19 protein-coding genes are annotated in these 19,780 nt (G+C 49.0%); 7 read left to right on the top strand and 12 right to left on the bottom strand.

Going from position 1 to position 19,780, the window contains the following annotated elements; all coding sequences use genetic code 11:
* Positions 1–106: 106 nt before the first annotated feature.
* The 4 genes from dacA to lipA all read left to right on the top strand — a co-directional run bounded on the left by dacA (position 107) and on the right by lipA (position 3,474).
* The gene (dacA, locus tag RSC70_RS13425; RefSeq protein ID WP_115103352.1) at positions 107–1,318 is read left to right on the top strand and encodes a D-alanyl-D-alanine carboxypeptidase DacA; all 1,212 of its coding nucleotides are present in this window, start codon (positions 107–109) and stop codon (positions 1,316–1,318) included.
* 109 nt (positions 1,319–1,427) lie between these two features.
* Positions 1,428–1,691 carry a DUF493 family protein YbeD gene (gene ybeD / locus RSC70_RS13430; protein ID WP_025800645.1) on the top strand — a complete coding sequence of 88 codons (264 nt, stop codon included), beginning with the start codon at positions 1,428–1,430 and terminating at the stop codon, positions 1,689–1,691.
* 153 nt (positions 1,692–1,844) lie between these two features.
* Positions 1,845–2,516 (top strand): lipoyl(octanoyl) transferase LipB, encoded by a 672-nt coding sequence (gene lipB / locus RSC70_RS13435; protein WP_040045661.1) that lies wholly within the window; start codon positions 1,845–1,847, stop codon positions 2,514–2,516.
* Complete coding sequence (gene lipA / locus RSC70_RS13440; protein ID WP_046458574.1) at positions 2,509–3,474, top strand: lipoyl synthase; 966 nt, start codon at positions 2,509–2,511, stop codon at positions 3,472–3,474. The genes lipB and lipA overlap by 8 nt, the downstream gene beginning before the upstream one ends.
* A gap of 181 nt (positions 3,475–3,655) precedes the next feature.
* Here lipA and tatE read toward each other — a convergent pair whose 3' ends face one another.
* Together tatE and RSC70_RS13450 are read right to left on the bottom strand one after the other, a co-directional pair.
* Positions 3,656–3,853: a twin-arginine translocase subunit TatE gene (tatE, locus tag RSC70_RS13445; protein ID WP_040045659.1), complete on the bottom strand. Its 198-nt coding sequence runs from the start codon at positions 3,851–3,853 to the stop codon at positions 3,656–3,658.
* 265 nt (positions 3,854–4,118) lie between these two features.
* The gene (locus tag RSC70_RS13450; protein ID WP_025800639.1) at positions 4,119–4,442 is read right to left on the bottom strand and encodes a hypothetical protein; all 324 of its coding nucleotides are present in this window, start codon (positions 4,440–4,442) and stop codon (positions 4,119–4,121) included.
* 504 nt (positions 4,443–4,946) lie between these two features.
* Between RSC70_RS13450 and rhaT the strand changes: the two genes are divergently transcribed.
* The gene (rhaT, locus tag RSC70_RS13455) at positions 4,947–5,981 is read left to right on the top strand and encodes an L-rhamnose/proton symporter RhaT (protein WP_304185908.1); all 1,035 of its coding nucleotides are present in this window, start codon (positions 4,947–4,949) and stop codon (positions 5,979–5,981) included.
* A 25-nt stretch (positions 5,982–6,006) separates the two neighbouring features.
* Here the strand turns inward: rhaT and RSC70_RS13460 are convergent, their stop codons facing one another.
* Together RSC70_RS13460 and RSC70_RS13465 are read right to left on the bottom strand one after the other, a co-directional pair.
* Complete coding sequence (locus RSC70_RS13460; protein ID WP_332542736.1) at positions 6,007–6,459, bottom strand: GNAT family N-acetyltransferase; 453 nt, start codon at positions 6,457–6,459, stop codon at positions 6,007–6,009.
* A gap of 596 nt (positions 6,460–7,055) precedes the next feature.
* Complete coding sequence (locus tag RSC70_RS13465) at positions 7,056–7,421, bottom strand: FaeA/PapI family transcriptional regulator (protein WP_025800636.1); 366 nt, start codon at positions 7,419–7,421, stop codon at positions 7,056–7,058.
* Positions 7,422–7,590: 169 nt separating this feature from the next.
* On the opposite strand from RSC70_RS13465, the gene RSC70_RS13470 reads away from it, so the two are divergent.
* Positions 7,591–8,340, top strand: a complete 750-nt coding sequence (locus RSC70_RS13470) for a winged helix-turn-helix domain-containing protein (protein WP_282807736.1) — start codon at positions 7,591–7,593, stop codon at positions 8,338–8,340.
* A gap of 573 nt (positions 8,341–8,913) precedes the next feature.
* Complete coding sequence (locus RSC70_RS13475) at positions 8,914–10,056, top strand: HD domain-containing protein (protein WP_227740643.1); 1,143 nt, start codon at positions 8,914–8,916, stop codon at positions 10,054–10,056.
* A gap of 32 nt (positions 10,057–10,088) precedes the next feature.
* Here RSC70_RS13475 and RSC70_RS13480 read toward each other — a convergent pair whose 3' ends face one another.
* The 8 genes from RSC70_RS13480 to RSC70_RS13515 are packed head-to-tail and all read right to left on the bottom strand — an operon-like array spanning position 10,089 to position 19,771.
* A complete protein-coding gene (locus tag RSC70_RS13480) occupies positions 10,089–10,826 on the bottom strand; it encodes an SDR family oxidoreductase (protein WP_025800632.1) in 738 nt (245 codons plus the stop codon).
* Position 10,827: 1 nt separating this feature from the next.
* Positions 10,828–11,079 carry a phosphopantetheine-binding protein gene (locus RSC70_RS13485; protein ID WP_103009171.1) on the bottom strand — a complete coding sequence of 84 codons (252 nt, stop codon included), beginning with the start codon at positions 11,077–11,079 and terminating at the stop codon, positions 10,828–10,830.
* Between the two features lie 28 nt (positions 11,080–11,107).
* Positions 11,108–11,884 (bottom strand): protein dehydratase, encoded by a 777-nt coding sequence (locus RSC70_RS13490; RefSeq protein ID WP_332542739.1) that lies wholly within the window; start codon positions 11,882–11,884, stop codon positions 11,108–11,110.
* On the bottom strand, positions 11,881–13,134 hold the full coding sequence (locus RSC70_RS13495; RefSeq protein ID WP_332542740.1) for a beta-ketoacyl-[acyl-carrier-protein] synthase family protein: 1,254 nt from the start codon (positions 13,132–13,134) through the stop codon (positions 11,881–11,883). Before RSC70_RS13495 ends, RSC70_RS13490 begins: the two co-directional genes overlap by 4 nt.
* Positions 13,124–14,521: a TolC family protein gene (locus tag RSC70_RS13500; protein WP_332542742.1), complete on the bottom strand. Its 1,398-nt coding sequence runs from the start codon at positions 14,519–14,521 to the stop codon at positions 13,124–13,126. The genes RSC70_RS13495 and RSC70_RS13500 overlap by 11 nt, the downstream gene beginning before the upstream one ends.
* Positions 14,518–16,461, bottom strand: a complete 1,944-nt coding sequence (locus RSC70_RS13505; protein WP_332542769.1) for an ABC transporter permease — start codon at positions 16,459–16,461, stop codon at positions 14,518–14,520. The genes RSC70_RS13500 and RSC70_RS13505 overlap by 4 nt, the downstream gene beginning before the upstream one ends.
* Positions 16,462–16,475: 14 nt before the next feature.
* Entirely contained in the window at positions 16,476–17,636 is a 1,161-nt protein-coding gene (locus tag RSC70_RS13510; protein WP_332542743.1) for an efflux RND transporter periplasmic adaptor subunit, read from the bottom strand.
* Entirely contained in the window at positions 17,633–19,771 is a 2,139-nt protein-coding gene (locus tag RSC70_RS13515; RefSeq protein ID WP_332542770.1) for a peptidase domain-containing ABC transporter, read from the bottom strand. The genes RSC70_RS13510 and RSC70_RS13515 overlap by 4 nt, the downstream gene beginning before the upstream one ends.
* Positions 19,772–19,780: the final 9 nt, after the last annotated feature.

Raw genomic sequence — 19,780 nt, forward strand, 5'->3', positions numbered from 1 at the left:
GTAAAGAGACTCGATTGGTAGCCGTTCTGGCATGAACCGTAAATCGGCTTCTGTTATAGTGTGGCTCGTTTTTTTCACTTAATTCACGGATGTTGTAGTCCTTATCATGAAATACAATCTCACTTCCCGTTCGATGAAACGTATTGCGCTCAGCAGCCTTCTCGCCATTGGCATGATCAATGTTGCCCATGCTGATGACATCAACCTTAAGACTATGATCCCAGGCGTGCCGCAGATCGATGCGGAAGCCTATATTCTGATTGACTACAACTCAGGCAAAGTTCTGGCTGAATCTAACGCCGATGCACGCCGTAATCCTGCTAGCCTGACAAAAATGATGACCAGCTATGTTATCGGTCAGGCAATGAAAGCCGGTAAATTTACCGAGCAAGATGTTGTGACCGTGGGTCAAGATGCATGGGCAACCGGCAACCCTGTTTTCAAAGGTTCATCGCTGATGTTCTTGAAACCAGGCGACCGCGTACCGGTTTCCTTGCTGATCCGTGGCATCAACCTGCAATCTGGTAACGATGCCTGCGTCGCGATGGCTGATTACGTTGCTGGTAGCCAAGACGCCTTTGTGGGGCTGATGAACAACTACGTTAAAGCGTTAGGTCTTCAGAACACCCACTTCCAGACCGTTCACGGTTTGGATGCCGATGGTCAGTACAGCTCCGCGCGCGATATGGCGTTGATTGGTCAGGCGCTGATCCGTGATGTACCAAATGAATACTCTATCTACAAAGAGAAAGAATTCACCTTTAACAACATTCGCCAGATGAACCGCAACGGCCTGCTGTGGGATACCAGCATGAACGTTGACGGCATCAAAACCGGCCATACTGAATCCGCTGGCTTCAACTTAGTTGCCTCCGCCACCGAAGGTCAGATGCGTCTGATCTCTGCGGTATTAGGTGGACACACCAGCAAAGGCCGTGAAAGCGAAAGCAAAAAACTGCTGACCTGGGGCTTCCGTTTCTTTGAGACAGTTTCTCCGCTGAAAGCAGGCCGCGAGTTCGCCTCTGAGCCAGTCTGGTTCGGCGATACCGATCGTGCGCAGTTGGGCGTTGATAAAGATGTTTATCTGACTATCCCTCGTGGTCGCATGAAAGATCTGAAAGCAAGCTACACGCTGAACTCAACCGAACTTGATGCGCCTTTAGCTAAAAATCAGGTAGTAGGCACCATTAACTTCCAACTGGATGGCAAAACCATCGAGCAGCGCCCATTGGTGGTTCTGAATGAAGTTCAAGAAGGTGGTTTCTTCAGCCGTATGGTCGATCACATCAAACTGATGTTCCATCGCTGGTTCGGCTAATCCGGCCTCTTGAAATGGGGAAAATCCATCCCCATATAATGAATAACAATAACTCCCGCTTCGGCGGGAGTTATAATTTATAGATTGAAGTAAAACGCTGGAGCGCAACATGAAAACTAAACTGAATGAACTGCTCGATTTTCCATGCTCTTTTACCTATAGAGTCATGGGTTTAGCGCAGCCTGAGCTGGTCGATCAGGTGGTCGAAGTGGTGCAGCGCCATGCACCCGGCGACTATCAGCCGCAGGTTAAACCAAGCAGCAAAGGTAACTACCACTCTGTCGCCATCACCATTAATGCGACCCATATTGAGCAGGTAGAAACGCTGTACGAAGAACTGGGCAAAATCGAAATCGTCCGTATGGTATTGTAATTACAGTTCTTTAACGATTACCTCCTTTCAAGTATGAAGGAGAAACGGCCCGATATGGCACAAATGCCCTATCGGGCCGCTCTTTTTTGGACGATCAGCACTGGTCGCTGAGGGTTCATCTCGGTATAATGGCTTTACCAATTCTGTAACCGGATGATGACTCGTTTGCAACAAGACAAGATCATACTGCGTCAACTGGGGTTGCAACCCTATGTTCCCGTATCACAAGCTATGCACACCTTTACCGACCAGCGAACGGAGAGCACGCCCGACGAGCTATGGTTGGTTCAACATCATCCGGTATTTACCCAAGGCCAAGCTGGCAAAGCTGAGCACGTATTAGCCGCTGGTGATATTCCCGTGATCCAAAGCGATCGCGGAGGACAAGTCACCTATCACGGCCCCGGTCAGCAGGTTATGTATGTTCTTGTCGATTTAAAACGAAACAAATTCGGCGTGCGCCAACTGGTGACGGCTATTGAACAAACCGTGGTTAACACCTTGGGGAAATTCGATATTGATGCTCATGCGAGAGCTGACGCCCCAGGCGTTTACGTTGGAGAACAAAAAATTTGCTCGCTGGGATTACGCATCCGTAAAGGCTGTTCTTTCCACGGGCTTGCACTGAACACCACCATGGATCTCGACCCGTTTAGCCGAATTAACCCGTGCGGTTATGCTGGCATGCAAATGACACAGATCAGCGCACTCAACCCCGGCGTTACGCTTGAAGATGTACAGCCGGTGCTGGTCGAGCAATTTATTCAAATACTTGGCTATCAATCAGTCGAGTCAAGCAACTGGAACCCGCAAGATTATGAGTAAACCAATTCTGATGGAACGCGGCGTCAAATACCGTGACGCAGACAAAATGGCCCTGATTCCGGTAAAAACCGTGGCCGTCGAAAGAGAACAACTGCTGCGCAAACCTGAGTGGATGAAAATCAAGCTCCCTGCGGATTCCAGTCGTATTCAAGGCATTAAAGCGGCCATGCGTAAAAATGGCCTGCACTCGGTCTGTGAAGAAGCCTCCTGCCCTAACTTGGCAGAATGCTTTAACCACGGCACGGCAACCTTTATGATCCTCGGCGCTATTTGTACCCGTCGCTGCCCATTCTGCGACGTGGCACATGGACGACCGGTAACGCCAGACGCTAACGAGCCCGAAAAGCTGGCACAAACCATTGCCGATATGGGCCTGCGTTACGTGGTGATTACCTCCGTTGACCGCGACGATCTGCGCGACGGCGGTGCTCAGCATTTTGCTGATTGTATTCGTGCTATACGCGCTAAAAATCCAACCATCCGCATTGAAACGCTGGTGCCTGATTTCCGTGGTCGTATGGAACGAGCATTGGATATCCTGACGGAAACACCGCCGGACGTATTCAACCATAACCTTGAAAACGTACCGCGTATCTATCGCCAAGTACGTCCGGGTGCCGACTACAACTGGTCGCTGAAACTGCTGGAAAACTTTAAGGCTGCACACCCAGAGATCCCAACCAAATCGGGTCTGATGGTTGGCTTAGGTGAAACCAATGCAGAAATCATTGAAGTGATGCGCGATCTGCGTGCGCACGGCGTGACGATGTTAACGCTGGGCCAGTATTTACAACCTAGCCGCCACCACTTACCGGTGCAACGCTATGTCAGCCCTGATGAGTTTGAAGAGATGAAAGCCGAAGCGATGGCGATGGGCTTTACCCATGCGGCCTGTGGTCCATTCGTGCGCTCTTCTTACCATGCTGATTTGCAGGCCAAGGGCGTGGAAGTTAAGTAAAGATAAGTCTGTTTCCGTAGAAATATTTTTTTACAAGAGAACAGACTGACAGCCAGAATTATGAGGTCTCGGTGAAACTCACTACAACCTCAATACTTGGCAAACAGAACAGAAAAAACCGTAGAGGGCTCACTCTCTACGGTTTTTTTATTGGTCACTCAGCGAAGGCTGAAAAACCGAATTAGTCTTTATGGTCAACGCGAGGTGCGGTGCTATCGGCATCCGCACTTGGTTTAGCTGTGTCGTCATTCATGGCTTTCTTAAAGCCTTTCAGGGCAGCACCTAGGTCACCGCCCAGAGTGCGCAGTTTGTTTGTACCGAACAGCAGAATAACCAGAACCGCAATCACCAACAATTTGGTAATACTGATACCTTCCATAAACACCTTCTTAATGAATACATCAGGCGGCAGTACCGACTGACTAAAAAACGCTCGTAATAATGTGTCTATTAATATCCAATTTGCCCCTATTAGCAATGTGAATATGTAACAGAGTTAAACGAGTTCTAATCCATATACGTCGCTCTCGATCGTAATAAACCATAGACGATGGGCACACGAGCTGCAGCATTTTTGGGCGGGATATAACGTAAAAAGCCGCTCATGATGAGCGGCTTGGGTATCACGTCAGTCAGGATTTCCCTTAGTGGGTTTCTGGCGCCGACACCGAAGAAATATAATTATTAAATGCAGTCGCCTCCTGAGCTAAAGCCTCGATATGTGCTCCAACCATCTTGAACTGCTTTAACAACGGATTATTTTCTGGCAAAGAGCCCATTTCAACCAGCTTGCGTGTCAGCTGTTCATTTTTAAGCAGGAGAGCAGCTTCGCGCTGACGCGCCTGTTCGAGCTGCATGCGTATTCCTTCGCATTCTTGTTGCCATACGAGACGCTGTTGCTCAAAGCTTTCTTTAAGATCATCCAAAGCCGCTAGCGAATTACGCAGTTGCACTTCCAAATCAGACATCGCGTTTCTCATCCCTCGACAGGTTAGCCATAGAGTATACCTAATGGCTTCCGACGCACCAAAAAATAGATTGTACCTAACATAATTCGAATTGCATTGAGGTGTCACATCAGCGATTCGGGAGTGTGACCCCAGCCAACAAAATGCAGCTTGAAATATGGCAGGTATACGCTGGCAATCATAAATAGCTTATTAGCTAAAAGCTAATTTTGATTAAGGAAATTTATATTCATAAGAAAGTTCTTATATTTCATAGTATTCCTTCAATATGCGGCGATTTCCATTGGCTACCATGCGCACTGTAATAACCCTCTGCTTTTAAATGCTTTTGTGATCGCCATCAGTCCAACCTGCTAAATTCTGCCATCCCTAAGCCTTGTGCGGCAGCTATCTGAAGGTGTGAAATCTGCACACTATTTAGACTCCTATCGTCAGAGAAGTGGCGCCCTACACACTGATGCCTCCCATTGCCACTTCTCATCTATAACAAAAAGGATAGGACGAATGAACGACTCTATTGTTTTGGGAATCATCTGGCATCTGGTTGGCGCGGCCAGTGCCGCATGCTTTTATGCGCCGTTTAAACAGGTAAAAAATTGGTCGTGGGAAACCATGTGGTCCATCGGCGGGTTTGTCTCGTGGCTGGTCTTGCCTTGGTTAGTGAGCTACATCCTGCTACCTAACTTCTGGGCTTATTACGGATCGTTTAGCTTCTCGGTATTGCTTCCCGTCTTTTTATTTGGCGCCATGTGGGGCATCGGCAACATCAACTATGGCCTGACGATGCGCTACCTCGGCATGTCGATGGGGATCGGCATTGCCATCGGTATTACGCTCATTATTGGCACCTTGATGACCCCGATTATTCAAGGCCGTATCGACGTGCTATTCGGAACGCCCGGTGGACGAATGACGTTGCTGGGCGTGTTAGTTGCGCTGATTGGGGTGGCAACGGTCAGCTATGCTGGCTTACTCAAAGAACGTGCCTTAGGGATCCGTGCTGAAGAGTTCAATCTGAAAAAAGGCCTGATACTCGCCGTCATGTGCGGGATTTTCTCTGCGGGGATGTCGTTTGCCATGGATGCTGCGAAGCCAATGCATGAGGCCGCAGCTGCATTGGGAATTGATTCTCTTTATGTTGCATTGCCGAGCTATGTAATCATTATGGGTGGCGGAGCCGTCATCAACCTCGGCTACTGCTTCATTCGTTTAGCCACCATGAAAAACATCTCAATTAAAGCAGACTTCTCTTTGGCGAAAAGGCTTATCGTGGTTAACGTGTTGTTTTCCACGCTGGGCGGTACCATGTGGTATCTGCAATTCTTCTTCTATGCTTGGGGACACGCCAAAATTCCGGCCCAATACGACTATATGAGCTGGATGCTGCACATGAGCTTCTACGTATTGTGCGGCGGCATTGTGGGGTTGTTGCTGAAAGAGTGGAAGTGCCAGAGCAAAAAGCCAGTCAGCGTACTGTGTATTGGCTGCCTAATCATCATATTAGCAGCCAATATTGTCGGCCTTGGCATGGCGGCTTAGAAAGACGATCAGGAAAATCGTTTAGTTAGATCTCCTTCCGATACAAACGCACGGGCTGGTCAGGATAGTCCAGCCCGTCGCCAATATACTGCCAGCCAAAACGTTCGTAATAATCTGCAAAGGCCGCGTAGAGATAAAGTTCTTTAAATCCGGCTCGACGGCTAAAGTCCTCCACATAACGCTGTAGCTGAACGCTTAATCCTTGGCCACGCCACCCTTCATCAATGTAGAGCGCGGCCAGCCATGGAAATAGGTCTTGGCGGCTAATCAAATCACAGCGCCACAATCCCACGGTACCCACTGGCCGATTGTCTTGCAAAGCCACAAAGGTTATCGGCAAGCCTTCAGCGCGCAGACTGCTGCACACAATACTGGCAAAAAAATCTCGGCTATTTTCACTGCCGAAAGACGTGAATAACCAATCAGTTATCAGCTCACAGTGTTCTGGAACTTCAGACAGCGGCAATATTTGAATCATATGAAATGGTGGTTAGAAAACAATCAAGGTGGAGATACTACGCCGCCTTGCTTGAAAGTGAAATACAAAACAGCTAGAGAGTTAAACTCTGGCTGATGCATATACAATTCTGCACCTAAACTTATAGCAGTTCATTAACCAACCACTCAGCGTGAGAAAATTCATAACAACGTGCGCGGCAGTCATATTCACGGCACACGTTGCCATAAAAAAAGGGCACATTTCATCTTTTGTCAGAAAAGCATCCCTCTCACTAGCCTAATGTTATAAAAGTTAAACAAACTCTCACTTGGCAATTTTAACATTAAAGCTATATTAGTTTTTTATCAAAATCATCAAATGAAATCTGTAAAACATCAATACAGAGTGAAAATTCTAGTTTTCATTCTCATCTCGACTGATGAAAAAATAAAAAAGGCATCTTTTAATATTTACATTTCAGAAAAAACACATAATGACAATATTAAACATGATTAAAAAACACTAGCGACATTGCGCCACATGGCAAAAATCATAAAATAAGAACATTCTTGTAAACCTGCGAGATCTTTATTATTTAATTTTTTTATATTAAGGTGATGATTCCGAGTTAACCTTCATTGTTGCAAACAAAAAACCGCCTTGTTAGAATCGTTTGCAATTTCTACAGACTCTTCAGATAAAAACCACCGATGGTGTTTTTGCATTTTATCCCTAGCAATTCTCCCCTCTTTTTCCAAAGGAAGAAGCAAATGCCTGACTCTATAAATCGAGACTTCACATAGTTCGGCTAATTGCCTGGTAGATAGCCCCCCTGTTCTATCTCGTTCTAATAAGCGGAGAATCAATCCCTGTTCCGGCACGCTAACCATCATGTGGTTACTTAAATTCATTGCTGCCGCCAACACTCTAAGATTATCCTGTGGAACACGTTGTCCTTGGAACAATAAAGAAGGATGAGAAGAATAAGATTCAAGTTTCATTTGCCGAGCTCCTTGTTATCAAATGAACCCCAGTATGCTTCTCGCCCGTATAGGCAGCAAGATTAGTCAAAAAAATCAATAATAACGATATTTTTACCCACTATTTATGTGTTTTTTATATAAAAAACCTAACCAAGCTAAAAAAACTTGATTTAGTATGGAGATTAACATGAGGTTCGATATAGAGGGATTTGTCACCTTTGATACTGAAGATGCGTCACTGGTCAATATTATTACCGGAGATTGTATCGAACTATCACAAACCTCTAATCGTCTACTTACTGAGTTACTGCATCACCGTAGTGATATTCTCTCTCGCGGGGAAATATTTCAGTCCGTATTTGATAAATATGGCGCAAGAGCATCTAACAGCAATCTCAACCAGTATATCTCTACGTTAAGAAAAAATATGAGCCATCTCGGCATTCAAAAAAACATCATCATTACCGTGCCAAGAATTGGTTTTAAAATTGCTGAAGATGCGATCATTACGTGCGATCAAGAATACAATTCTTTTTTTACACCTACACCAATAAAGCAAGAAAAAACTGAAAAATCGAATTCTTGGTTGCGCCCTATACCAATATCAGCAACAATAATCACCCTTCTTTTTTTGTTACTCACGGTTATTATTAAACTCGCTGCTAACAATAAAGAGGTAGAAATTAAAAAGTTCACGAAAGAAAGCTGTATTATATTTATACCTTCAAACCTTCCGTTTAATGATGTGATGAATAATGGGCAGTTGGGACATTTGTCCTTAGATAAACTTGACTGTTCAAGTAAGAAAAAGCTCTACATTTATAAAAAACAGCGAAATAGTGTTCTAGGAACCAACATCCAGATTTTCATTACAGAATGTGATGAAGAAAAGAAAAGGTGTACAAGCCACTATTATAGAGAAAAGAAAAATGCATAAGAAAATTTATATATCTATCATATTTCTCTGCTCTACAGTGGTGATTTTATGGGCCGTATTAAAATATCATGCACCCGATAGTTTTATCTGCGACGCAGACTTCTCTATTGAGCAAAACATTAACGATATGCATACCGTCTCAACGGGTATGCTCTCGATAGAGACATCACAAAACTATCTCTTTATCAATATTGATGGTTTATTAACCCGCAACAATGAGCGATACATTATTTCGCGAAGCATCCAGATTACCTACAAAGCCTACAATAAAACCTTTCACCTCTATAAAGTTACTGCGATAAACACCTCTCGGTACGACTCCGATAACCTTGATGATAATACCGCCTCTGACCTTTTTTTTAGTAACAGTGACAAAAATCGCATCATATACATTAATAAATCTTATGATGGCGTCATGCTATTCGGTAACTCAATTTTTCCTCAGTATGGCTGCCATGTAAGATAAGTTACTATTATTTAATGTAATATTTTAAAAATCACTCACCTCAAATAAAAATAATCATGGATATAAACCTAATACAAACATTAGCCTGCATATCTAAAACCATTGATATGATAAACCCAAAACTGAACATGCATCATGTTCGAACGGCATTCATCGCATGGCATTTAGCCAAAGAAGCTTCGTTCTCACCCGCAAGCTGTCGTCAAACGCTGCTGGCTGCGCTATTACATGATATCGGCGGCCTGAATGAGCAATCCAGGCTAGCGCCGCTCAGCTATTATGATAATGATCATAACAATCATGCGCTTATAGGTGGTTTGTTATTAGCTCATATTCCGCTATTCAAACCGCTTAGTGATTTTGTCCGCTATCATCACACCTGCTGGGATTACGGCACCGGCAGCATTATTGACGGTGAGCAGGTTCCCGAAGAAAGCCATATTATCTACTTGGCCGATCGTATTGATGTGCTTCTGGCACAATATCGCCACCAAGATCTGTTTGCTCTGCGTGATGTGCTAACAAAGAAAATTCAGGAAGGTATCAATGTATTGTATAAACCTGAATTTATTCAAGCCTTTACAAAAATCGCTGCGCGTGATGTTTTTTGGTCTGTCATTCAATCCTCTAACTATCTTGATTACATTAGAGAAATCCCTCGGATTCATAACAATACAATCTCGCTGCATAACTTCCGCGATATCATGAACTTACTGGCATTTATCATCGATCAGTTCAGCGAAGATGATGATTGCCATTCACTGGTTGTAGGGCGCCTCGCCGGTTATCTGGCGAAAGAATCGGGTATTACCCCCACACAGTGCCTAAAAACAGAAATCGCTGGTTTTTTACACAACATTGGCAGTCTCGATCGAAGTTCACCGCACTCCCCTCTGCATATTTGGGAGATACTTCAGCCCATTGAAGGTATGAGTGACATCGCTGAATGGTGCATGATGCAGTCATCCTCTAAAGAGGAAAGAGCAAGCGGCCCTGCCGAGCAAGAGATTTTATACGTCAGCCATCGAACCGCTTTGGTACTAGAAAAAAAACTGTCTACCCATGGGCTTATCGCAGATTTAAAACTGGCCGTACGGCACAATGAAATTTCGCCAGCCCTGTTTCGTCTAACCAGCGATCATGCCGCCATGTTAGTGCAAATCTATCAGGTAACGACGCGAGAAAGACGCGCATTGGTGCAACATATCGATAAACTTAACCACGCGTTAAATCGCGAAAAGCATGAATAAAACAGGCTTAATCAATCGATCTACTCAGGCCATTAAGCGGACAGCCCGCCATCGAGAATAAGCGTTTGTCCCGTTAAATAATGGCTATTTTCACCGATTAAAAACTCTGCCGCTTTAGCGACTTCGTGCGGGTGCCCCAAGCGGCGCAGCGGGATCTCCTGACGCATTGCTTTTAGCTTAGATTCAGGAATAGCTTGAGTCATACCGCTATCGATAAGGCCTGGCGCCAAGCAGTTGACTCGAATCCCAAAACGCCCTACTTCGCACGCCAACGAACGCGCAAGCCCCATCATCGCCGCTTTGCTCGCTGCATAGGCCGTCTGTCCACGGTTTCCCTTGATAGCGCTCACTGAGGACATCAATACTATTGCCCCCTGCCCTTGCAGCATCATCGCCGGAAGCAATACGCGGTTCCAATTGATAATCGCCACCAGATTCGTCTCCAGCACATCTCGCCAAATCTCAGCATCTTGATGGATATGCAATGCGTCTCGCGTCACGCCAGCATTGTGGATAACAGCGCTCGGCGCGCCAAATTTATCGATTAATCGCTGAGCCAACTGCGCAACCTGTTGTTCATTTTTCCCATCGCAGGCATAGCCTTGTACCCATGTATCAGTTTGAAGATTTTCGGCTCGTCTCTGCGTTCCCACCAAGCTTTCAGCGCTGCGCCCTGTAAACACCACATTCCACCGCGGCAGTAATTCAGTGACCAGCGTCTGCCCGATTCCGCGGCTTCCGCCGGTGATCAATACCCATTTCTGCGTCATGTTAGGCCACTGACTCCTTATCAATAAACTCACACACTTCGCGCAAGGTAATATTGGGATGCTGAATAAAGAGTTCGGCGGTTAAGGTCACACCAAATTCTCGCTTAGCTAAGATGATCAATTCTACGTAGTCCAAACTATCCAGAGAAAGAAGAGCAAGGGGCGCATCGGCCTGTATATCTTCGCACTCTAAATCTTTGGCATCGGCAATCATGTCACTCACTTTTTCATAGATAACATCATACTGGCTCATGTTTTTTCCCTTATTATTCAGCGGCTAATTAGCCAATTTTTAACGTAATCGCATTGCTGATGAATGCATTTTGATAATGCGTATTTGCGGCAATACGCACCAGCGCACTTCCCGGTGCATCGTTGATGAGTAACGCGGGCTCAATATTGATGACCAACGCTTCAGGTGAAATCGGATTTGCCCATGACGCGAGCAAGCGTCGATCGAACACCAGTTCCTGATGAGTCTGAACCACAGGAAACTGGGTAAAAATCGCCTCAAATGATGCCTGCGCGTTCTCTGGAAAATAGTGACAAAGCACCTGCTGGCGCAGCAGCCCGCTATCATGGATCAGGTAACGAAACAGCAGCGCATCTAAAAATTGCCACTGCTGGGCATGCGGCTGTAAGGCAGAAAACGTCTGCCCGTGACGGATGATATCCACAGCCTCAAGTGTTCCACTTTCCCCATTATCACCATCGACCAAAGACTGCACCGCGCTCACCTGACATGACATGCTCACAGTTCCTGAATCAGGATGAACGATGGAAGCCTTTCGTCCTGCACTGATCAGTTGATAGGGCGTATCGCACCACACCGGCTGACGTAATCGCGCGACGCAGCGTAGATAAGCCGCAGACTCATCCAAGCCTAACGCCGCACGCGCAATCTCCTGCTTGATATCCAGCAGTGCGCGCATCCCATGAACCCGAAGACCTTCACCACGCCGCCGTGCCTGCTCAAGATCGAAATGAATCGGGTTATAGTCACCGGAAAATTCGGCCCAACGGTTGGCATCTGCCAAAGTGTATTGAACGGAAGTCACGCGTGTTGCTCCAGAATCAATGCCGCATTCGCGCCGCCGAAGCCAAAACTCAGGTTCAGCGCACGCGTCACTCGCCCAGCGCGATGCCCTTCAGCGATATAATCGAGATCGCACAAAGGATCAGGCTCAGTGAGATTCGCGGTTGCGGGCATAATCTGGTGCTGCATCGTCTGTAAACAGATAATGGCTTCAAAAGCGCCTGCGGCAGCAATCAAATGGCCTGAATATGATTTGGTGCTCGACGTTGGGATCGAATACGCCGTTTGGCCTAACGCCAGTTTCAGCGCTTGGGTTTCATTGAGATCGTTAAGCGGTGTAGAGGTGCCATGGGCATTGATATAGTCCAGATCTTCAGGTGCCAGACCCGCTTGCTCTAACGCATGCTTAATCGTGGCCACACGGGCAACGCAGTCTTCCGCCGGAGAGGTAAAATCAAAGGCATCGGAGAAATTACCGTATCCGGTGACTTCGCCTAAAATGGTGGCCCCTCGTGCCAACGCGCTTTCTCTTTCTTCCAAACACAGCACGCTGGCGCCTTCTGAAAGCACAAAACCGTTACGCTGGATGCTAAATGGGCAGCTTGCACGCAGGAGATCGCTCGGCTCGTGACACAGAGCGCCGAGCACGTCGATGTTCCACACCGCACCGTCGCCTGTTAGAGATTCACCGGCACCGGCCAACATCATATTGGCGCGGCCACTACGGATAACCTCGAATGCATCGCCAATAGCAACTGTTCCCGTTGCGCACGCGGCCACAACGGTATTTTGGTAGCCACGCAGATTCCAATATTGGCTGCATGCAGCCGACGTCACGTTCGGCATGGTGTAAAAGCAGTTGAACGGAGAGGACACGCCCTGTAGAGCAAACTCTCTGGCAGCGTAATAGCTTTCGTCGAGTCCACCCCAGCCGGTTCCCATAATGGCGCCACACATCAGGGGGGAGTAAAAATCAAGCGGCGAGTTTTCACCAAATGCCATGCTCATCGCCTCACGCGCAGCGCCTAGCGTCAGTCGAGCAAAACGCGGCAAGCGCCGACGGATCGCGGCTGGAACGCCTTTTAAACTTGGCTCTTCCGCGATAAGCCCCAGAAAATGCGCCTTGATACCCAGTTCGGTTTTATCCACGTAGCGATAGCCCAACTGATAATCCATAATGGCCTGCCAGCTGGCCTGCGCATTTGAGCCCAGCGGTGTGATTGCGCCATAGCCGGTCACCACAACGCGTCTCATCTCATTATTACGCTGCATTTTTGATTGTCCTTGGTTGCGAATTTCCACCGCCCTGTGCCAGCCATAGCTGTAGCGTGGCATAGAGATAGTCGTACTGCGCCTGCGTCAGGCTGTTTTCCAATGTGAGCTGTACATCCTGCGCATCGAGCAAAGTTTGATAATCCACGGCACCTGCTCGATAACGGCTTTCAGTCAACGCTAAACGCTGTTTACCTAACGCTAACGATTGCTGTAAACGGCCACGCTGCTCATCCGCACTCAGCCGCTGCTCCATGGCGTTATCCACTTCAGAAAGCGCGGTATAGGCAGTCTGGCGAAACGCCACTGCCGCCTGCTTGATCTGTAAATTCGACTGCTCAATCGTGAGCTGCACGGTGTTCCACTGAATAAATGGCAGGGCGACAGAGCTGCCAACGGTGCGGGTAGGATTGTTAAACCATTGGCTGAAAACCTGACTTCCAGCGTTCATAGTCGCGTCCAACGAGAGCGAAGGATAAAAACTCAGACGCGCGGCGTCGTAGCCCGCCAGCGCCGCACGTAACCGAGACTCGGCCGCCTGAATATCAGGACGCTGGCTAATGACCGCCAGCGGCGTTACCGCAGCAATAGCTACCCGCTGATCGGTATCAAGCGTGGCGAGTTCATCGGCATGCTGTTCTGCGGGACGGTTAAGAAGCAGTGCCAACGCATTGCGAGAGGCTTCGCGCTGCTGCAACAGCGCCCGCAATGAATTCTGGCGACTTAAGCGCGTTTGGCGCGCCTGCAATACGTCGAGCAAACCGACTTTGCCCACCGCATGCCAAGACTCAATCTGCGCCAGCGTTTGTTCGGCAATATCCAAACTATCGCGCAAATTGCCGATCTGCTGATTGAGCAACGCGATGGTCCAGTAAATTTGCGCGGTTGTGCCAATGGTTGATAGCACCGTCGCCCGATAATCTTGCTCGCTCGCGGTGGCCTGCCACTCGCCTTGCTCACGCACCCGAGCTAATTTCCCCCACAAATCCAGCTCATAATTGATCGACAAAGACGCCGCGTAGCTCTCCTGCGCCGCCGAGTGATGACGCACCGATTGACTATTACTGGCCGATCCTCCGAGCGAAACGTCTGGGGTTAAATTGGTGTTGGTGAGTCCAGCAGCAACCTGCGCCTGCTGAAGCGTAATCGCCGCGGCGGCTAAATCGTTATTGCTCGCGAGAACTTGATTAACCACCCGCGTCAGACGCGGATCGTTAAACCCTTGCCACCAGTTTGCAGAGCCCGAAACCAACACGTTGGGATCTTGCGCCATTTTTTTCTGCCACTGCGTCGGATAAGAGATCTGTGGGCGCTGATAGTCACTGCACGTCAGGTTGCCACAGCCAGATAACAGCAAAATGATGGAGATAACGTAATGAAGTTTCATTCGCGAGCCAGTGCCTCAGTGGGATTGAGTTTCGCCGCACTGCGTGCTGGAAAATAGCCGAAGGTCAAACCGATGAGCGCAGAAAATGCGCACGCGATCGCCACCGGAAGCCAAGTAAATGCCATCGAAAACTCATCGGTTATCAGGGCAAATATCTGAGCAGCAATCCACGAGCCACCCACTCCAACAAGGCCGCCTAAAGTGCAAATCATCACGGCTTCGATTAAAAACTGGTGCATGATGTCGGAGGGACGAGCGCCCACCGAAAGCCGGATCCCAATTTCATGGGTTCTTTCCGTTACGGAAACCAACATGATATTCATCACCCCAACGCCGCCCACCAGCAGTGAAATAGCGGCAATCGCGGTGATCAACAGCGACATCGAATCGGATGTTTTCTGCATCGCCTTGGTGAGCTGATCGTCGGTCTGAGAAAAGAAGTCTTTCTTCCCGTGCTCACTCGTCAGCAGATGCTCAACGGTTTGCATCGCGCCCTGAGGCGTTAAGGATTCTTGAAAGCGTAGAACGATGGCTTCTAAAGGTTTATCACCGGAAATACGCTGTTGCAGCGAAGTATAAGGCAGCCATCCCGCCATAAACCCGCCCACTACCTTTGGCCCAGGTTTCACCGCCACGCCCACCACGCGCCATGATGCGCCAGCAATCTGCACAATTTGGCCGAGCGGATCTTCGCCATCTTGAAACAGGGTGTCGCGGCTGGTTTCATCCAGCACCAGAACCGGTTCACCTTCGGCGACATCACGAGCGGTAAACCCATTGCCTTGAATAAAACGAATGCCCTGTAGCGCAAAAAAATCCTGTGATACGCCGGATAACATCATTGACGAGTCATAACCTTTGCGCACTGCGGTAGCCATGCTGCTCACCTGCGGGGATACCCCCTCAGCCCACGGCTGCTTTTGCAGACTCGCTACGTCATTGAGCGACAACGCACGTTCCATATCAGGCCGCTTACTGCCCCAGCCAGTACCCGGCCGAATTTCTAGCGTGGTGTTACCTAACTTGCCAATTTCATTCATGATGGTCTGGCGCGCCCCTTCCCCCACGGCCATTGAAGACACCACCGATGAAATGCCAATGATGATGCCAAGCATGGATAAAAAAGTGCGCATGCGATGCCCCAATAGGGAACGCCAAGCCATACGCATCGATTCATGAATGCTGCGCCACAGTGAAGCTCGCCCGTTATCTCGAACTACAGGAATATGCTGCGCCAAACGATCTTCTGGGCAGGACTGATTGATTTCATCAGCAATAATGCGGCCATCGCTGATTTCAACGATGCGTTGCGCCTGTTTAGCGACGCCGTGATCGTGCGTGACAATAATGACCGTATGCCCATCCGCATGCAGCTGGTGAAGAACGCCCATCAAAGCCCTACCGCTAACGCTATCCAAAGCGCCAGTCGGCTCATCCGCGAGGATCACCTGTGCGCCATTGATTAACGCGCGGCAAATGCTTACGCGCTGCTGCTGCCCGCCAGAAAGCTGCGCTGGGCGATAACCCAAGCGGCTTTTCAAACCCAATTTTTGCCCCAGCATTTGAATACGCGCTTTGCGTTCATTTTCGGGCATAGCGGTATACAACGCAGGGATAGCGATGTTTTCTTCTGCGGTCAGATAAGGCATCAGGTGATAGCGCTGGAATATAAACCCAAGGTAGCAGCTACGTAGCTCAGCAAGCCGATCGCTATCCGTTTCGTTAACGCTGATCCCGTTGATCAGAACCTCGCCCCGCGTGGATTTATCCAAGCAGCCAATGATGTTCATCAGCGTCGATTTTCCTGAGCCAGAGGCACCAATAATGGCAACCATCTCGCTTTGCGAAATCGTCAGCGTAATATCATTGAGCACCACGTTGGTTTGGTTACCGGCAACAAACTCGCGGTACACGTGGCGCAGCTCAATAATGGGGTTCATCTTCGCCATCGCACTCATCCCTGTGCACCATCCGCTGGCATCACTACGCGGTCGCCCAGCTGTAATCCCTCGAGCACCTGAGCAAACTGACGATCGTTGATGCCAATACGGATCTTGCGCTGCTGTGGCTTACCGTTTTCAAGTACGGTAATCAGGTAGCTGTCGGTGCTCAGCGCCCGCCCCAGCGTTGAAACCGGCACACGCAACACATTCTTCGCCTCGGCAACGCGCACAAACACCTGAGCAGTCATAGAGGTTTTCAGCTCGCGCTGAGCGTTATCAACGGCAAACGTGCCGTTGTAATACACCGCGTTGGCCTGCTGGCTTGCCGCACTATTCCCATTTGCCTGCTCTTCCAAAGCTTCTTGAGGAGCGGGCTGAACAAAGCCCATTTGGCTGGTGTATCGTTTCTCAGGGTTGGCAATTACATAAAACCACAGCGGTTGACCGGGCTGTATTTTCTGAATATCTGCCTCTGAGATTCGCGTTTGAACCAGCATTTTGTCGAGGACGGCTAATACCAGAATGGTGGGAGCCGTTTGTGATGACACGATGGTTTGTCCTTCATTGGTCACAATGCCCAGCACTTCGCCGCTGATAGGCGCAACAATGCGGGTATAGCTCAGGTTCGCGTTGGCAGTTTTAACAACCATTTCGGCCTGCACAATCTGTGCATCATTCATCTCAACCTGCTGACGCTGAGCGTCATATTGCGCCTGCGCCTGCTCCACATCGCTTCGCACGCCGGAACCATCGCGCATCATGGCTTGCTGGCGGTTCAGTTCTTGGCGATAGCGCACCAACATAGCCTGCGAGGCCAGTTTTTGCGCTTTAGCGCTGGCTAACTGCGCCGTTGCATTACTCAGATCGGACTCTTGCAGCGTGGGGTCGATCTCCGCCAGCAACTGCCCTTTCTCGACTTTGTCGCCCTGACGAACATACAGCTTTCGTAGCTGCCCATTAACCTGAGCTCCCACATTGACCTGCATAGATGGCTTAAGCGTACCGGTCGCCAAAACCACTTTTTCAATGTCGCCCCGGTCAACCTGCTCGGTCATCACCGGTTCTGGCGCAGAAAAACCCTGCGACAGGCCGATCGCCGTCAGCAATATGATCGCTCCGGCAAGCAACGCGAGCAGCCAGCGCGAGGTGACAAAAGAGCGCCATTGCTTCATGCCAAAAGCTCCACGTTAACCATCGATTTGGTCTCAACCGGCGCTATAGGCGTTAGCTCGCCGTCGGACAGGTGATAAACCTGCGAAAACTGCGGCAGAATGTGCTGGCTGTGAGTGACCACAATCAAGGTTTTGCCGGTTTTACGGCAATGTTGCTGAACCGCTGCCATAACGGTGCGTGCCGTTTCGTTATCCAAATTGGCCGTGGGTTCATCCAGCAGCAAAATTGGCCGCGAGCTATACAGCGAACGTGCCAGCAGCAAGCGCTGACGCTGTCCAAGCGAAAGCGCGGCATGGCTTTCACGGATTAGCGCATTGATACCGCCGGGCAACTGATGGATCACCGGATACAGCGCCAGCGAGGTGAGTAATTCCTCAATACGCCCGCGATCGCTGTCGCGATAATGAGGGTCGAACAGGGTGATATTTTCCAAAACGGACGCATTAAACAGAATGTCTTCTTGGCTTTGCAGACACACTAACGATGCCAGTTGCTGAGCGAGAACGGCGTTTCCATCAACCAACACGTTCCCCTCTTGAGGGGAGAACAAGCCCGCGATCAGTCGCAATAAAGTACTTTTCCCCGCCCCCGACTCGCCGACAATCGCGATTTGCGATCCCGCAGGCAGATCGAGAGAAATACCCGCGAAAATCGTTTTCGCCGGATCGTAATAGAACCGTACCCGCTCGAAGCGCACATGCGGCGCTACCGTACTCAGTTCGGTGCTTTGCGGTATCGCATGTTGATCTTCATCGGCCGAAAATAGGCTGTGAGCGCGGGTATCAATCACATGCAGCTGGGATTTTTGAATAATCGAAAAGAAAATACGCGTCACATAAGAGCTAAAAATCTGGCGTAGGAAGCTATAGGCAAAAAAATCGCCCAAAGAGATCTGCTTGTTATTCACCATGGGCAGAACCACCAGCATGAAAACCACCATCTCAAGGCTGCCCACCAGTTGATACAGCCCCTCTTTGACCTGCTGATAGACCTTCTGCCGCTGCAAGCAGCCAAACAAATCGCGGCTGAACCATGCAAACTGGGCCTTGCGCTGGCTCTCAAGTCCGGCCGTTTTGATGGTTAAAACGCCTTGCAACGTTTCCATGAAAAAGTCATTGAGCACTGCGCTTTTGAGCTGCAACTGCTGGGTATACCAACGATCGCGCAGCACCGCCCAGATACTGATCATCCCCATGGCTATCACCCCAACGCCTGAAATCAGCGCCAACACGGGAGCAATCCAAAACATAATGCCCAACGCGATAAGGCAGATAACCCAGTCACTTCGCAAACCGTTATCCAGCTCGATTTTCTGCAACAGCCCGCCCTGCCAAGCGATAAATCGGCTAAAGATGTCGCCCGGTGCGCGTTTTTCAAAAAACCGCAGCGGATTGGCGAGCAGCCGCGAAAAACCCACGCTGCTGTTGAGCAGGACAAAACGCTTGATAAAGCGCTCGCTGATCACGCGTACACCTAACGCCAGCAACGTTGAGGCAATAAACGCAGCAATAAACCAACCGTAAGGAAAGCGGCTGTTACCCACCTCAGCAAATGCCTGATTGATGGCGTTACTGACCATCGAAGGCATGAGGAATAACGTGAGAGAAACCAAAAACGTTATCAACATCAGCCCATACATACCGGGCACCGCTGCCGTTTCTTTCAAACTCATCGCATGCGGCAATGCGCTTTTCGTCGTGCCTGTTTCGGCGCTCTGTTCCGCGGTAACCCGCGTTTGTGGATCGAGAATGAGTGCATAGCCGCTGATTTCAGTTTTCAGCGAGGCAAAGGGCAACCATTGCTGGCCAATCGCGGGATTCATCACACACACCTGCTGACCTTTGCGATAGGCCAACACGACATAGTGGCTCGCGCCATAGTGCAAAATAGCAGGTAGAGGCAATTCACTGAGCTCATGGTGCTCAAAAAGCACGGGAGCCGAAGCAATGCCAAGACTCGCCAGAATGGTGGATAAATCGTTCAGTGAAGTTCCATGGTCCGACGCGGGGAAACGCGCTCTCAGCGTGTCCAGATCGGTTTTTCGTCCCTGCGTTTGCGCCAGCATGGCAATGCACGCCAGCCCACATTCGTTGGTCTCTTCCTGAAAAATCAGATCGGGTATTATTGGTTTCATCATCATTAG

Origin of the sequence: Hafnia sp., assembly GCF_036648275.1 — a bacterium.
GTDB lineage: Bacteria > Pseudomonadota > Gammaproteobacteria > Enterobacterales > Enterobacteriaceae > Hafnia > Hafnia alvei.

Excerpts from the sequence above, each read along its gene's own strand:
- RSC70_RS13460 (WP_332542736.1), bottom strand. The coding sequence starts at position 6,459 with ATGATTCAAATATTGCCGCTGTCTGAAGTTCCAGAACACTGTGAGCTG.
- rhaT (WP_304185908.1), top strand. The coding sequence starts at position 4,947 with ATGAACGACTCTATTGTTTTGGGAATCATCTGGCATCTGGTTGGCGCG.
- ybeD (WP_025800645.1), top strand. The coding sequence starts at position 1,428 with ATGAAAACTAAACTGAATGAACTGCTCGATTTTCCATGCTCTTTTACC.
- RSC70_RS13480 (WP_025800632.1), bottom strand. The coding sequence starts at position 10,826 with ATGACGCAGAAATGGGTATTGATCACCGGCGGAAGCCGCGGAATCGGG.
- RSC70_RS13510 (WP_332542743.1), bottom strand. The coding sequence starts at position 17,636 with ATGAAGCAATGGCGCTCTTTTGTCACCTCGCGCTGGCTGCTCGCGTTG.
- RSC70_RS13485 (WP_103009171.1), bottom strand. The coding sequence starts at position 11,079 with ATGAGCCAGTATGATGTTATCTATGAAAAAGTGAGTGACATGATTGCC.
- tatE (WP_040045659.1), bottom strand. The coding sequence starts at position 3,853 with ATGGAAGGTATCAGTATTACCAAATTGTTGGTGATTGCGGTTCTGGTT.
- lipA (WP_046458574.1), top strand. The coding sequence starts at position 2,509 with ATGAGTAAACCAATTCTGATGGAACGCGGCGTCAAATACCGTGACGCA.
- RSC70_RS13465 (WP_025800636.1), bottom strand. The coding sequence starts at position 7,421 with ATGAAACTTGAATCTTATTCTTCTCATCCTTCTTTATTGTTCCAAGGA.
- RSC70_RS13515 (WP_332542770.1), bottom strand. The coding sequence starts at position 19,771 with ATGAAACCAATAATACCCGATCTGATTTTTCAGGAAGAGACCAACGAA.
- RSC70_RS13495 (WP_332542740.1), bottom strand. The coding sequence starts at position 13,134 with ATGCAGCGTAATAATGAGATGAGACGCGTTGTGGTGACCGGCTATGGC.
- lipB (WP_040045661.1), top strand. The coding sequence starts at position 1,845 with ATGATGACTCGTTTGCAACAAGACAAGATCATACTGCGTCAACTGGGG.
- RSC70_RS13475 (WP_227740643.1), top strand. The coding sequence starts at position 8,914 with ATGATAAACCCAAAACTGAACATGCATCATGTTCGAACGGCATTCATC.
- RSC70_RS13470 (WP_282807736.1), top strand. The coding sequence starts at position 7,591 with ATGAGGTTCGATATAGAGGGATTTGTCACCTTTGATACTGAAGATGCG.
- RSC70_RS13500 (WP_332542742.1), bottom strand. The coding sequence starts at position 14,521 with ATGAAACTTCATTACGTTATCTCCATCATTTTGCTGTTATCTGGCTGT.
- RSC70_RS13450 (WP_025800639.1), bottom strand. The coding sequence starts at position 4,442 with ATGTCTGATTTGGAAGTGCAACTGCGTAATTCGCTAGCGGCTTTGGAT.
- RSC70_RS13505 (WP_332542769.1), bottom strand. The coding sequence starts at position 16,461 with ATGAACCCCATTATTGAGCTGCGCCACGTGTACCGCGAGTTTGTTGCC.
- dacA (WP_115103352.1), top strand. The coding sequence starts at position 107 with ATGAAATACAATCTCACTTCCCGTTCGATGAAACGTATTGCGCTCAGC.